11 protein-coding genes are annotated in these 14888 nt (G+C 43.2%); 4 read left to right on the top strand and 7 right to left on the bottom strand.

The features are described from left to right. Positions 1-351: 351 nt before the first annotated feature. The 5 genes from EI162_RS14765 to EI162_RS10565 all read right to left on the bottom strand — a co-directional run bounded on the left by EI162_RS14765 (position 352) and on the right by EI162_RS10565 (position 8543). Positions 352-942, bottom strand: coding sequence for a TetR/AcrR family transcriptional regulator (locus EI162_RS14765; protein ID WP_192524320.1), 591 nt, complete (start codon positions 940-942; stop codon positions 352-354). Then, positions 929-2176, bottom strand: coding sequence for a multidrug effflux MFS transporter (locus tag EI162_RS10550; RefSeq protein ID WP_192524321.1), 1248 nt, complete (start codon positions 2174-2176; stop codon positions 929-931). The genes EI162_RS14765 and EI162_RS10550 overlap by 14 nt, the downstream gene beginning before the upstream one ends. Positions 2177-2467: 291 nt before the next feature. After that, the gene (gene rpoD, locus EI162_RS10555) at positions 2468-4381 is read right to left on the bottom strand and encodes an RNA polymerase sigma factor RpoD (RefSeq protein WP_192524322.1); all 1914 of its coding nucleotides are present in this window, start codon (positions 4379-4381) and stop codon (positions 2468-2470) included. A gap of 571 nt (positions 4382-4952) precedes the next feature. Continuing rightward, entirely contained in the window at positions 4953-7112 is a 2160-nt protein-coding gene (locus EI162_RS10560) for a DNA primase (protein ID WP_192524323.1), read from the bottom strand. A 213-nt stretch (positions 7113-7325) separates the two neighbouring features. Then, positions 7326-8543 (bottom strand): outer membrane protein assembly factor BamD, encoded by a 1218-nt coding sequence (locus EI162_RS10565; protein WP_192524324.1) that lies wholly within the window; start codon positions 8541-8543, stop codon positions 7326-7328. Positions 8544-9166: 623 nt separating this feature from the next. Here EI162_RS10565 and EI162_RS10570 point away from each other — a divergent pair. Together EI162_RS10570 and EI162_RS10575 are read left to right on the top strand one after the other, a co-directional pair. Next, positions 9167-10408, top strand: a complete 1242-nt coding sequence (locus EI162_RS10570) for an RluA family pseudouridine synthase (RefSeq protein ID WP_192524330.1) — start codon at positions 9167-9169, stop codon at positions 10406-10408. 9 nt (positions 10409-10417) lie between these two features. Further along, on the top strand, positions 10418-11389 hold the full coding sequence (locus tag EI162_RS10575; RefSeq protein ID WP_192524325.1) for a polyphenol oxidase family protein: 972 nt from the start codon (positions 10418-10420) through the stop codon (positions 11387-11389). A gap of 86 nt (positions 11390-11475) precedes the next feature. Here the strand turns inward: EI162_RS10575 and EI162_RS10580 are convergent, their stop codons facing one another. Further along, the gene (locus EI162_RS10580) at positions 11476-12738 is read right to left on the bottom strand and encodes a YeeE/YedE family protein (protein ID WP_192524326.1); all 1263 of its coding nucleotides are present in this window, start codon (positions 12736-12738) and stop codon (positions 11476-11478) included. A gap of 436 nt (positions 12739-13174) precedes the next feature. Here EI162_RS10580 and EI162_RS10585 point away from each other — a divergent pair, with 436 nt between their 5' ends. Then, entirely contained in the window at positions 13175-13777 is a 603-nt protein-coding gene (locus EI162_RS10585) for a flavodoxin family protein (RefSeq protein WP_192524327.1), read from the top strand. Between the two features lie 153 nt (positions 13778-13930). On the opposite strand, the gene EI162_RS10590 is transcribed toward EI162_RS10585, so the two are convergent. Then, entirely contained in the window at positions 13931-14107 is a 177-nt protein-coding gene (locus EI162_RS10590; RefSeq protein ID WP_192524328.1) for a hypothetical protein, read from the bottom strand. Between the two features lie 324 nt (positions 14108-14431). Here EI162_RS10590 and EI162_RS10595 point away from each other — a divergent pair. Continuing rightward, the coding region (locus EI162_RS10595; protein ID WP_192524329.1) for an IS30 family transposase at positions 14432-14888 on the top strand (457 nt) is incomplete at its 3' end.

The following is a 14888-nucleotide window of genomic DNA, read 5'->3' on the forward strand; positions in this document are numbered from 1 at the left end:
TTCTCTTTGTTGTGGTAAACAAGAGTGTAAGGCGTTGCTTATTTTTTTCAACTATCTCCCAATTCTATACAGCCCCTAGTCAGTTCAAAATAAAAGCGATACGTTATAGCTATGTGCGACTGGTATAAATTTTCCTTGCTTGCTGTTATCACAGAGGCTACGAAAAATTCATCCCAGTCGCATGGTATCGATTTTAAAATTGTATCGACTTTAAAGTAATTCTAATAGAGCTTTGAGCTGCTGTTTAAGTGGTTCGTGTTTAAGCAGATCAGCCCTATGATAGGTGAACTCAGCCATCATTAGCAAGTGATGTCCAAATAACGATAAAAAAAGCAGCTTAGATTTAAAAATCTATTTTTTATCGAGCTGTTCAATAGCAGTGTGATAAAGCATCAGCATGGCTTTAAAACGGCGCTCATATAAGCCTTCCGCATATAGCAGCTCTACACTTAAGCTATCGATTACGCCTAGATAGGCATCGGTATACAGCTCTAGCTGCTCAGAGTCGAGCTGATAAGGCTGTAGAGCCAGCTGTATTTGCTCAGTCAACACCTTTATATAGACATTAAAAGTCGCCGCGCTGGTATCGGTCAAATGCACAGGTGCGGCATAGGCCATGCGAATTAAAAACCGTAAGGTAATCGCGCTTTCATAACGCGCTTCAAAAGCATGGCAATACGCTTCACCGGGAGTAGAAAATTCACTAGTCGTCGCAAAGCATGACTTAATAAACGCACATTCCGACTCGAGCGCATCTTGCAGTAATTCTAAAAATATCGCTTCTTTACTGGCAAAGTGCGTATAGAGAGAGGCTTTGCGGATGCCCACAGCCTTAGCAATATCACTGAGTGATGCGCCCTCATAGCCGTGCATAAAGAAAGGCTCAAACGCAGCATCAATAATACGTTGCTTAGCGCTTGAGCGTGGTTTATGACTTTGCATAGGCCTCCTCTAATGATGGTGTGGAGAGAGTGTTATAAGGTTTTAAACTTCTAGAACCGAGATAGACCAGTATCAAAATAATTGGTCCCATCGCACCTAGCAAGATTAACCAATATAAGGTGTTCATTTCGACCAATTGTCCTGCGATGGGTGTGGCAGTGGATGAGAGTAACATAGGAATGGCGCCCAATAAAGCTGCGCTTGAACCCAAAGCGCTGCGCTGCGAGTCCATTGCAATCGCCATCAACGTCGCTTCTAATACACCAAGACCAAATAATCCCAAGGCAATGCCAGTGACAATACCGACCAAACCCATCGATAGCAGATAAGCGATGATGCAAACGGCACTACCCAGCATCATGACACCGGCACCGATTAAGGCCAAATGTGACGCCGATATTTTTTTGACCAAATAAGCGGTGGAAGATGCACCTAAAATTAGACTGATACTGGTCAAGCCAAAGACAAAACCAAATTGCTCTAGGCTAAGACCATAGTCTGTTTGATAGACATAAGCAGAACCACCGATGTAGGCAAACAAAAAGAAATACACCGCAGATAGCGCAAATAGATTAAAGACAAAGGTTTTGTTCTTTAATATGCCGACATAAATGCCTGTAATATTTTTTATATTTAATTGAATGCGCTTGTCTTTTGGCAAGGTTTCTTTGATATTCAACAGCGTATTAATCAGCACGATGATACCTAACGCCGCCAAAATAAACATGACGCCGCGCCAACCATAATGCGCACCGACGATACCGCCGATTGCTGGCGCGACGATTGGACCTAATGCCACAATGGTATTTAATAAAGCATAAATTTGTGCCGCTTTTGGTCCATCGACTAAGTCGCGTACCATGCTCATCACCACCACGATAGCCATAGAGGCGCCAAGACCTTGCAAGATACGAGCAAAGATTAGGCTTTCAATACTTTGTGACCACATCGCCCACACGGAAGCGCCAATATATGCCAGTAAGCCTGCAAATAATGGTGCTATTCGTCCTATGGCGTCAGATACGGGACCAAATACCAGCTGTCCTAAACCCATAAAGATAAGAAAGACGGTCAACGTGATTTGCGTGGTGGCGTAGGAGGTATTGAGGTCTGTTGCCATATTCGGCATTGAGGCCAAATACATATCAATCGCTGCAGGGCCAAGCGCCACAATGATGGCAAGAGAGATGACGGTTTTGATACTGATGTGTTTTACATGGGTTTGTTTATTCATAAGAGTGCACTATTACCTATTTATCTATTTAATTTTTTAACTACCGAACGGTAGGTAGTTATACTCGATATTTTAAATAAAGGCAATATTTTTATGAATTAATTGCTTATCTCATGCTATAGCGGCTCTATATTTAATAGGTAAAAGCTAATAGCCATTAAATAACAACCATCAAATAGCAGCCATTAAATAGCAGCCATTAAATAACAGGCACAAAAAAGCTGAGATATACTCAGCTTTTTTGGTTTGCCACTAGGCGTAATAAGATGTGCTTAGCACATACTATTTAAATTAGTCATTTTCAAGGAATGAGCGTAAATGCTCAGAACGTGAAGGATGACGCAATTTACGTAATGCTTTTGCCTCAATCTGACGAATACGCTCACGCGTTACATCAAACTGCTTACCAACTTCTTCTAACGTATGGTCGGTTGGCATATCGATACCAAAGCGCATTTTTAAGACACGTGCTTCACGCTCAGTCAAGTTGCCTAATACATCACGCGTCGCTTCACGCAGGCCAGCTGCGGTCGCATCATCGACAGGGCTTGAAATCGTACCATCTTCGATAAAGTCGCCTAGGTGCGAGTCTTCATCATCACCGATTGGCGTCTCCATAGAGATAGGCTCTTTGGCAATTTTTAGCACTTTACGGACTTTAACTTCGTCCATCTCTAAGCGTTCGCCTAATTCCTCAGGCGTTGGCTCGCGGCCCATTTCTTGTAGCAATTGACGTGAGACACGGTTTATCTTGTTAATGGTCTCAATCATATGCACAGGGATACGAATCGTGCGCGCTTGGTCAGCGATAGAGCGGGTAATCGCCTGACGAATCCACCACGTGGCATAGGTTGAGAATTTATAACCACGGCGGTATTCAAATTTATCAACCGCTTTCATCAGACCAATATTACCTTCTTGGATTAAGTCCAAGAACTGTAGACCACGGTTGGTATATTTCTTAGCGATAGAAATTACCAGACGCAAGTTAGCTTCGACCATCTCTTTTTTGGCACGGCGCGCTTTTGCTTCGCCAACCGCCATACGACGGGCGACGTCTTTCATGTCGTGGATTTTCATATCGAGCTGCTGCTCGTAATCACGAATTTTACGTTGTAGTAAAATCACATCGTCAGCGACTTTTTCTAGCGTACCTGCAAAAGCAGGCTTGCCTTTAATACGCTCAATGAGCCAATCAACGTTGGTTTCATTGCTAGGGAAAGTTTTACGGAATTCATCACGCGGCATACGACCACGGCGAATCACCAAACGCATGATTTGACGCTCTTGCTTACGCACATCGTCATAGACGTCATGCATGATAGCCATCACTTGGTCTGACAAGCGATTGTTTAACTTCAACATCATAAAGCGTTCGGCAAGTAGGGCATAAGCAGCATCTGCTTCTACGCTACCACGGCCATAATCAAGCAAGGCTTGTTTGGCTTTGATAAATAAGTGTTCAATCTCTTCTAGACGTAAGCGTACTTCTTCTGGATCGATACCGCCGGTTTCTTCTTCAGCTTCTTCCTCTACTTCTTCTTCGTCCTCATCATCGTCACCTAGCGCCTTTTTGGCTTTTTCTTTGATAACAGGAGGATTTTCTTTTTCTTCTTTGATGCGCTCTCTTTCTTCTTTCGCCGCCTCTTTTGCTTCTTGAGCGGCGATTTTGTCTGCTTCGGTTTCAGGGTCTAGAAAACCAGTGATGACATCAGAAAGTTTTTTCTCGCCGTCCTGTACTTTTTGATACTCATCTAGGACGAATTGTACCGTACCCGGCCAATAAGACATCGCATGCTGCACGTCACGAATACCTTCTTCGATACGCTTGGCAATAGCAATCTCACCTTCACGAGTCAGTAGGTCAACGGTACCCATTTCACGCATATACATACGTACAGGATCGGTGGTGCGACCAGGCTCTGTCTCAACAGAGGCTAATACCGCCGCTGCTTCATCTGCTGCCATGTCATCATCGCTTGAATCGTCGTTCATCAAGATGTCATCGGCGTCAGGGGCAGATTCAAAGATTTTGATACCAACGTCGGTCAGCATTTGCACAATATCTTCGATCTGATCGCTTTCGGTAATAGAGTCGGGCAGTTGGTCATTCACCTCAGCATAGGTAAGATACCCTTGCTCTTTACCCATTTGGATTAAGGTGGCCAGTTGAGATGTGGACTTAGAAACTGACTTATCGTTCATAAATACTCGCTTACTTGCATCGGACATTTTTATATTGTGACGCGCTATCGCTGGCTGGGTGCGTTGATCTTATCAATCGATTGATCAAAAGGTGGCGTAGAGGTTGTCAATAATATCAAAAATGAGTGGATATGAATAAAGGCTCAAAACACTACAATAACAGTGCCAAAAAATGGCTAAAAATCAATAAAGATAAAAGTCTGCAAAATAAGATCACCTAAAAAATAATGCTACCTAAAAGATAGTGTTGCCTAAAAAAGATGATACTCAAAAACAATCTCTAAAAAATATATATTTAAAATTGTGCTCAACGATGCGGTCTTGTCGCCATCTATTGAGCAGTGCTGTAAATATACAGCGACACAGTTTAACACAGACCATAGTAATCAAGCACGAGCTAGTGATGCTCGCCTGTGTTTATTACAGATATTGCCAATTATTTTTAATCAATTGCTTTACCAATTACCTAATTTAGGGCTGCATGTATTACTGGGCATAATCATTATTAGTGGGGACAACCGCTATACTTTTAAAGGGTTACGGTTTTATTAATAAAAAATAAGCACAGAAATTAAGATTTAACCGTGGTCATTTGTGCTGATTGTTCGGCTTGCTGAGCGCGCAACCAATCATTTAACAATTGTGATTGCTTACGGACAATCGCCAGCTTGATGTGATCAGGGTTTTTAATCAGCTCCTGCATCTTTTTTTGCAAATGCAATTTGAGCAGCTGCATTACTAAGTTTTCAATCAGCTCATCGAGGCTTAAGATGCTTCTTGCGGTCAAGGTTTTATAAAACCCGCCCCAGCTACGGCTCAGTGTTTCTTGGGTGGCAGGCGTTAGGTTAGATAAGATAAAGTGCGCCGCTGCATTGGCATCTTTTGGTAAATAATCAAGGCAGCGTTTGATGGTACTGACGATATCGAGCAATCCATCGTCTTGTAGGTCTTCCCACGCTAGTGGACGCAATATATCGGCAGAGGCTTTTTGCTTTATATGAGCAGGTAACTGCAGCTGGTTAATACCTGCCTGTTGCCAAATCGACTCGATAGGGTCATCAATCAAGGCGCGCGGTTGGAATAAAAAACAAAGCTGCAACTGCTGACTGATGGTCATTTCACCATCAAAATCTAGTAGGGCGTCTCTTGCTTCTTTATTTTGACTGCGTTTACCACCCAGTTTTTGATAAATATCATTATTCAGTAAATAACGAAAGCTACTGCCTTTAGGCAATGCGGTGGTCAAGGCGCGCACTTGTGACATCAGCTTGGCTTTGCCTTCTGCCAAGGTTAAGTCATGGCGCTCACTTAAATAAGCGAAAATATACTGTGACAGCGGCATTGCATTGGTGATTTGCTCACGCATGGCGTCACTGCCCTGACTTTTAATAAAAGTATCAGGATCGTGATTATTAGGTAGGGTTAAAAACCGTAGTTCTTTGTCATCGGCAAGCACAGGCAGGGCAACTTCCAGCGTGCGCCAAGCCGCTTTTTGTCCCGCACTATCGCCATCGAAACTCAATGTTAGGGTAGGATTTAGGGTCAAAAGCCGTGATATTTGACTCTCATTAATCGCCGTACCCATCGAGGCGATGGCACCATAAATACCCGCTTGATAAAGGGCTATCACATCCATGTAGCCTTCGACCACCAGCCAGCTATCTGCACGCTGCTGGCGAGATTCATAATAGCCATATAGTACGTGCTGCTTATGGAACACAGGCGAGTCGGACGAGTTGATATATTTGGGCTTCACTTCGTCATCGAGCGCGCGACCACCAAAACCAATGGTCCGTCCTTGGTTGTCGCGGATCGGGAAAATAACCCGATCACGGAGTAAGTCATAATCGCGTCCAGATTCTGACTGGCGCACTAAGCCAAGCGCTTTTAGACCTTCGATATCTTGGGGAAATTGGTGCTCGAGGTGCTGCCAACCAAATGGCGCATAGCCCAAGCCAAAGGTTTCAAAGATGTCTTCAGTGATACCACGCGCTAAAAAATAATGCTTAGCATGCGGGTGAATGCTGAGATTATGCTGATAAAATTGCTGAATCTGCTCTAATAGCTCGTACAGATTACCGTCTTTATCAGCGACGCTATTTTCTTCGTGCAGTGCAATAGAGCCATCATCGCTACTTATCAGCCACGCAGGTGGATAGCCGTCATCACCTTGATAGTCTGAAGCATAAGACTCAGCTGGATAAGGTACTGAATCGTAAGCATCTAGCGGTGGATAGTTGTCGTAGCTATCGTAGCTATTGTCGTTATAAGTTGGTTGTTGCGTATAATCAGGCGGTATATTTATTGATGACTGACTATCGGCTATTGGCTGACTAACTGGGGCTTGCGAGTGTGTCGCCGTTTCAGCTGGCAATGCTGGTATTGGTTTTGCAGTGGGTTTTTGTTTGGAACGCTGATAACTGACGTTTTGCTGTTCTTCTTTTGGTACTTCGATGCCAGTTTGCTTGGACAGCTCATTGACCGCTTCGATAAAGGTAAGGTTTTCATAGTCACGCAAAAAGCTAATGGCATTACCGCCGACACTACAGCCAAAACAGTGATAGATATTTTTTTGTGGATTGACATAAAAAGACGGTGATTTTTCACCATGGAAAGGGCAGCAGCCTTTGTACTCACTACCAGCACGTTTAAGCGTGGTATGACGCCCAATAATACTGATTAAGTCAGCTTGGCTATTAAGTTGTTCAAGAATGTGATTTGGTATGCTCATGCAAAAAATAGTTTACCATAGGTGAATTATCTTAGGCATAAACAATATTGAAGGTAAACAATATTGAGCATAGATAATTCAATAAAAATAAAGGTAGAAATAGAAAAAATAAGGCCAACCATATCGTTGACCTTATTTTTTATGATAGACGTTTGTATACTTAAAAGACGCTAGCGTCTCTAACCCAGATACACTGTCCTAGGTTTTAAACCGTTATTTATCATTGATATCTGCACTATCGGCAGGTGTATCCGATGGCGTTACGGCAATTCCTTGGTTGGGCAGTGTCGTACGGCGTGTTGGGTTAATATTCTGCGGTTCTACTTCAGCTTCTCTAGCAGTAGAGCCTGTGCTTGATTGACTGGTCACTCGCTCAGTTGACGCTTCAGGTAAGCCCAAACCGACATTGACACCATTAGGATTAGTACGTTTTGGTGAAGTACCTTGTGGAGCAGTGGTCGGCGCATTGTCACTAGGCAGTCTTAATTGACTGGCCTTACGAATAATTTGGGTCTTAGTTGCCCCATCATAATTACCGGTAGAAACAGAGCTGTCCGTGACCCCAGAACGACCAAGTTTACCAAACGTTACTTTATTGAGCCATGTGCTTTCACGTTTGGTATTTAGCTTGACGCGGCCATCGTTGGTTAGCCAGTTTGGATAATTAATCTGCAATAGCGTCTTATACTCTTTTGCCAAGTCATTTAGACCCAGTTTTTCATGGCTATAAGCAAGTACAGCAATGGCTTCAGGCACTGACTCACTGAGTGGATAGTACTGAAACACCCATTTGGCACGGTTAACAGCGGCAACATACGCTTCACGTTCGATATACCAATTGGCAGCGCTCATCTCACTTTCAGCAAACTGGTTATAAATAAAAGTCATGCGCTGAGCGGCATCTGGTGCATATGGGCTATTTGGATATTTATTGATAAGCTCTTGGAAGTTGGCAAAAGCAATACGCAGATACGCGGTATCGCGTTCGGCTTGGTTCATCTTAAACAGTTTCAGTCCTTCAGATGAGCCCTGCATGTTGGCCACACCACGCACGTAATAGGCATAGCTGGCTTGTGGATTAGAGGGGTATAAACGAATAAACTGCTCAGCACTGGCGGCTGCCATCTCATATTTACCGCTTTCATATTGGGCATACATCATATCGAGCAATGCTTGCTCAGCATATTGCCCTGTAGGGTAGAATGTACGGAGATTGGTTAGATCTTCAATACCTTGGGCGTAGCGACCTTTTTCGATCTGAGCCAGGGCATCGTTATAATAACTTTGCTCTGACTTTTCTGCCGTTTCTACTGCATCGACATCTTTCCCACCAGTCAGGTTTTTAAAAGTCTGACAACCCACTAGGTTTACGCTTAGCGCAAGTAGCGTTATTGAGGACAGCTTGATAAACGTATTGCCAACAGCTTGCATACTTCTTCTCCGACACAAGACGCATAATAGCAGCAGCGCCATTATGCTATATAAAAGGTGAATAATAAAAATAGTTGTTTTAAAATACAGTGCCATAGCATACAGCAAAATATGGCTATACTTTATAGAATAACCTTTGCTGCGTCTATTTTTTCGCCATCTATATTGTACTTGATTTAATCATACTGCATAAAACTGCTGGCAGCACGTCACATAATAGTTGGGTATTTTAACATGAGCTGCTAGCACGAGCGATATCCAATGTCACTGGTACCGATAAATATACAGTAAATTACAGCAATGTCATATTTTAGAGAGTTAATGGCTAGGGCGTATTGATCGTTCACAGGTAGTCGCTGTGAATGCCATGGTCGAATATTTAGCACAGCATAACGCTCAACATGCCAAGTGATAATCAAAAAGTGACAGATAACGCATCGCTTCTATAGGGCTTAAACGCTCAATATGCTACACTATGACGATATTACTGCCGTTTTTTTGACGACGATTGCTTATACAGCCCCTAAGTGTTTTACTTAATTTTTATTCGATTTTAAAAAGTCACCTTGCAAAACCATGTCAGAGACTTTGCCACTTATATATCTGCTATGAATAATAATGCTATGACTACCCATTTACCACCGAATCAATTGCTAAATACTGATTCATCAGCACAAGAGTCACCGATGCCAAATGACGTTTTAAATAATAGTGAGTTACCTGATGATAATCAGACAGCGCTTGATGAGCAAGTGTATGACAATAGCTTGTCCGATCATGAAGAATTGGGTGACGATATTCACGACGAGTTAGATGACTACAGTGGCGATGACGAAGAACACCAGGGTGATGAAGCATCAGCTGCTGGGCAATCGGTGCCTGTCATCATTGATGTTACCCATACCGCCACAGAAGATGAAGCTGGTTTGCGAATTGATAAATTGGCATCAAAAGCATTTACTGATTTTTCGCGTGTACAGTTGCAAGGCTGGATTAATGACGGCAGCTTGCTGTATAACGGCAGTGTGCAAAAACCAAAAGTCCGGGTCAAAGCAGGTGATGTCTTGCATTTATCAACGACATTAGAGCAGCATAGCGAAGACCAGCCAGAAGATATCGCGATCGAAGTGGTCTATGAAGATGACGATGTATTGGTCATCAATAAACCCGTCGGTATGGTAGTGCATCCTGGCGCGGGCAATCAAACAGGCACTTTGGTCAATGCACTACTGTATCATTATCCTCAACAGCACCATTTACCGCGTGCAGGGTTGGTACACCGAATTGACAAAGACACCTCGGGGCTATTGCTGATTGGTAAAACCAAACCTGCACAAATGGCACTGATGGAGCAGTTAAAAGACAAGTCCGTTTATCGTCATTATCAATGTGTAGTGGCAGGGGATGCGGCTAGCTTATTACGCCATCGCCGTATCGATGCACCGATTGGACGTCATCGCAATCAGCGTACCAAAATGACGGTGATGACGGCAGGACGCGAAGCAGTCACACATTTATTAAATGTAACCCCTCTCAATGATAATTATTGCTTATTGGATGTTGGCTTGGAAACGGGTCGTACGCACCAGATTCGAGTACATCTGAGCCATGTTACCTATCCGATAGTCGGTGACCGGGTCTATGGCGGCCGCCGTCAACTGCGAGCAGGACTTACAGAAGCGCAGCGCCAAGCAATCAATAACTTTCCACGTCAAGCTCTGCATGCTTATACGCTCGGTTTCGTGCATCCCACGACAGGTGAGGATATTGAAGTAACGACCCCACTGCCTGAAGATATGCAGCAGTTAATGGCGGTGTTAAGCGAAGGTTATGATGATGAGCAAACTTCGCCTAAAAGTCGCTGAGAATCAGCCATGAACGATAAGCTTCCTATGACCTTAATTGCGCAAATTGATGATGTCGCTGTTTTTCAAACGGCGGCTTTTTTTGCTGACGATATAGTGGCTACTGATGCCAATCTAAATGTTATTCCCTCAGCAAATCAGCCCAGTTATGGTGAGCTAAATTTAGGGCTGCATGTCAATGATAATGCAGCAGTAGTACTGGGCAACCGGATGCGGCTGTTGGCTGCTATTAATGAGCAAGTAGTAAACGTATCACCGGATAATAAGCAATGCTCAGGTATCAAACATTTACACTGGGTCAATCAAATCCATGGCAAACAAATTCATGATATCGATGCGACCGCGCTGAGTATGCAACCACTGGCCGCCGATGCCATGGTTAGTCAGCAAGACGATGTAGGTCTGGCGATAATGACCGCCGATTGTGTGCCTATCGTGCTATATCAGCCCGCAACGGGGAAAATAGCTGCTATTCATGCTGGCTGGCAAGGTCTGGCTTGTGGCGTCATCCAAGCGACCGCTGAACGCTTTGGTAGCGGCGGAAAAGTTATGGCTTGGATAGGCGTTTGTATCAGTCAGAATAACTATGAAGTTGGTTGTGACGTGAGAGATAAGTTGCGAAAAGGGTGCTTAGAAAACCAATTATTGACCACAGCAGATATGGCTAAATTCAATCAGCGATATGTCATAAACTCTGCTGATGATATAAATATCAATAGCAACGCTCGGTATTTACATAAGACAGTTGCTAAGCCATCAAACTGTGCCACAGTCGGCGCGGATAAGGTTAAGATAGATTTATCGAGACTCGCGGCCGACCAATTAGTATCAGCAGGTATCCTCGTAGAGAGTCAGCCCTCTAACGCTTGTAGTTATTCTGATAGCCGTTATTACTCTTATCGACGGCAGACACATTTACAGCAGCCTGCTACTGGGCGGATGGCGCTAGTAATTGTACGCAGTATAGCTAGCCCTAAATAAAAGAAATACAAGTATTATAACGCGTTACTGGGACGAATTCTTCTTGCTTGCTAAAGAAAGCTATTCATTAATCATTCGTTCGTTTTTTAGCATACTGAATCATTAGATTTCGGTACCGATAACCCAAATAAGGGACGTAGATACAGGGCTAAGAAAGTCCCTGCCATAGCCATGATGCCCCAGATATAACCATGAGCACTGAAGGATGCAATACCGCCAAAATAAGCGCCAATATTACAACCAAAAGCCAGACGTGCGCCATAACCCATCATTAACCCACCAATCACGGAAGCTGCAAAATTGCCCAAAGTAATCTGGGTAAACTTGAATAAACCACCTGCTGCCGAAGCAATAAAAGCGCCAATGATGATACCGATATTCATAACCGTGGTCGAATCAGCAAAGATTGAAGCGTTTAACGCGGCTGCATTAGCCCCCTGCCAATAGCCCCAGCTAGCAACATCAACGCCAAAGTTGCTCGCAATTTTTGAGCCCCATAACGAAAATGCAGAGGTAATACCCCAGGGTTGCCCGCGTGTCATTAATGTCAAAGCATTAAGTAAACCCAAGACAATCGCGGCGGCAAATAATGGCCAAGAGCCACGGAAGATGCGTTTCCAACCTTTTTCAGTCGGTACAGGTGCCATTTTAGGTGCGTTGGTTTTTTTCTCAACAACGAGCGTGACCCACGCAATCAAAGCAAACAGTGCCAAAGACACTATCCAAGCGCCACTGTAACCAAGGCCAGTAGACGTCGCTAGAGAAAAAGGGGCAAAGGAGGGCATCTCTTCTGTCCAAAACGGCAAATGATAAGCACCAACAGTCGCGCCAATGATAAAGAAGATAAAGGTAATGAACATCACTGAGCGTCCACCACCTACTGCGTAGAGCGTGCCAGAAGCACAACCACCACCAAGCTGCATGCTAATACCGAATACAAAAGATCCTACGAGCAAACTAACACCGATTGGCGACACATAACCTGCGACCGATCCACCAAAAATCGTCGTACCATATGCAAGAATAGGTGCGAATAAAGTAACAGCAACCGCTAACATCAACATATGAGATCGCATTGCTTGTCCATTCCCTACCGACATCAGACGTCTAAATGCTGAAGTAAAACCAAAGCGGGCATGAAACAAGGTATAGCCAAGCAACAAGCCAATAATAAAAAGTAAGGGCTGGGCAATAGGCTGGGTGCCAAACAGATAGACCAGCATAATAAAACCCGCAATCGCGCCGCCTGCTATCAGTCGTTTTTGTGGGTCATTTAAAGCCAAAGACTCTCTAGCAATAGGATCTCGTGTATCGTTCACAGGTTGAACTCTAGTCGTTGTAGTCGTCAAGGGGATAACTTCCTTCTCTGATATATAGTTTCAGAGTTAATTATTTATAATATTGTTTTGGAATATTTAAGTGGTTTATTCGAGGATATTTGAATAAGCGCACTATGATAAACCCGTTTTTAATAATGGCTATAAGAAGAGAGGGAATTAGTATATTCAAATATGGAATAACTTAGGCAGGTTTGATTAGGTGCTGAGGTTTAGAGGTATGAGATTGATTGTCTTCTTTTCCTGTGTATTATCAATGTGGTTTCACATTGAGTTTAATCGCTACATTTTTAGCGCATTAATTAAGCCTTTGTTAATACAGTGGCAACAATAAGGTTGAATTTATAAAAGCTTGCCTCATATCAATTAACTATTGCGCCCGCTGTCTTATATAGTAGTTAGTATTTAATGACAGACTATATTCAACCAAACAATTATTAGAGTTTGTATGACTACACCTATAAAGCCTTCATCAGCTTGCATTGATAACCTTCCTAGCGTATCCATTGCTGTTATTTACCATAGTAATTATGGTCATACCAAGCGCGTCGCAGAAGCGATAGTGACTGGTGCGCGTCAGCAATTACCAGAAGCGCAAGCCAAAGCCGTCGATGTCCATGATGTTGATTGGGATTTTTTGGATCAGGCAGATTTATTGGTTTTTGGTAGTGCGGTGTATATGGGTAGCGTGACGGCAGGATTTAAGACCTTTATGGATGAGACATCAAAGCGTTGGTATCATCGTAAATGGGAAGGTAAGTGGGCAGCAGGCTTCGCCAATTCAGGCGGACTTAGCGGTGATAAATTGGCTGTGTTACAGCAGATTTGCTTATATACCATGCAGCATGGGATGAACTGGATAGGGTTGCCGCTGATGCCAACCGGTCATGAAGCTCATGATTTAAATCGTTTATCGAGCTTTTTGGGCTTGATGACTCAGTCGCTAGATGGCCCACCTGAAGAAACGCCAGGCGCAGGGGATATCGATACGGCAATTTGGTTTGGAGATCACCTAGCCAAGACTATTATTAAACATCAGCCTAGGTCCTAGTTCTATAATCAATTAGAAATAAAAGCGATACGATTGTTGCTATTAACCGTTCTAATATTTAAAATGTTTAACAAATCCTATTATGTAAACATCAAAAAGCAGATATCACTTTGATATCTGCTTTTTTTAATTTTTCTTTTGGTACATCGGTTTTTATTTTTTATCGTTCGTAGTCGTGATTGGCGCAGTTTTAACCAGTATGTTTTTAGCGGGCACATTTTTAATAGCGTTGTTTTTGACAGGAATAGGACTATCGACAAATTGGATTGACTGGCAACCTGTCATAAGTAACGTGGCGGTGAATAAGTAGGTCAGGGTTAACGACTTCATAGAATTATCTCAAAAGGGAAGAGGTGGTGTTAAAAAGCGTTCACCATAAATAAAACATAGTGCTATGCAATCGCTTATTTTATAGCAACTGATGACGTTTAAAAAATAAACTGATCGTGCCTGTAAGGCTAGTTATAGAAGGCGTTTCAATTGAGGTCTATGTATCTATTATGTACAGCAATGATGATTAATAATAGAGGATATACTGAATTTTTGACAGCTTAGATTAACACATGAAGTGCAATACCAAATGCGAGGTGAAAAAAAGACCTAGATGCGCTAGCATCAAAGTCTTTATCCACCGACCAAAGTGAGATTGCAACCATGAACTATACACATCTAAGCCTAGGTGAACGATACCAGATTTATGCCCTTAAAGGGGCAAAACATAGTATTAAATTTATAGCGAGGGCGTTAAACAGAAGTCCCAGCACCATATCAAGAGAGCTTAGGCGTAATAAAGGCCTGCGCGGTTACCGAGCAAAGAATGCTAATAACAAGGCTTGTGACAGACGCTCTAACAATGCTTTCACTATCATCGCTGATGTATGGGATTGGGTCACAGATAAGCTAAAAGACAGCTGGAGTCCTGAACAAATAGCCGGCGTTCATGGTGGTATTAGTCACATGAGCATCTATCGCTATATCTGGAGGGACAAGAGACAAGGCGGCACGTTATGGCAGTGTCTCAGACGCAAAGCCAAACCTTACCGTAAGCGACTAACAGCTGAGACCCGAGGCCGTATCAACGACAGAGTCTCGATTCATGAGCGCCCTTGTA

The organism is Psychrobacter sp. FME6, assembly GCF_014861365.1.
In the GTDB taxonomy this organism is placed as follows: Bacteria; Pseudomonadota; Gammaproteobacteria; order Pseudomonadales; family Moraxellaceae; genus Psychrobacter.

Excerpts from the sequence above, each read along its gene's own strand:
- EI162_RS14765 (WP_192524320.1), bottom strand. The coding sequence starts at position 942 with ATGCAAAGTCATAAACCACGCTCAAGCGCTAAGCAACGTATTATTGAT.
- EI162_RS10550 (WP_192524321.1), bottom strand. The coding sequence starts at position 2,176 with ATGAATAAACAAACCCATGTAAAACACATCAGTATCAAAACCGTCATC.
- rpoD (WP_192524322.1), bottom strand. The coding sequence starts at position 4,381 with ATGAACGATAAGTCAGTTTCTAAGTCCACATCTCAACTGGCCACCTTA.
- EI162_RS10560 (WP_192524323.1), bottom strand. The coding sequence starts at position 7,112 with ATGAGCATACCAAATCACATTCTTGAACAACTTAATAGCCAAGCTGAC.
- EI162_RS10565 (WP_192524324.1), bottom strand. The coding sequence starts at position 8,543 with ATGCAAGCTGTTGGCAATACGTTTATCAAGCTGTCCTCAATAACGCTA.
- EI162_RS10570 (WP_192524330.1), top strand. The coding sequence starts at position 9,167 with ATGACTACCCATTTACCACCGAATCAATTGCTAAATACTGATTCATCA.
- EI162_RS10575 (WP_192524325.1), top strand. The coding sequence starts at position 10,418 with ATGAACGATAAGCTTCCTATGACCTTAATTGCGCAAATTGATGATGTC.
- EI162_RS10585 (WP_192524327.1), top strand. The coding sequence starts at position 13,175 with ATGACTACACCTATAAAGCCTTCATCAGCTTGCATTGATAACCTTCCT.
- EI162_RS10590 (WP_192524328.1), bottom strand. The coding sequence starts at position 14,107 with ATGAAGTCGTTAACCCTGACCTACTTATTCACCGCCACGTTACTTATG.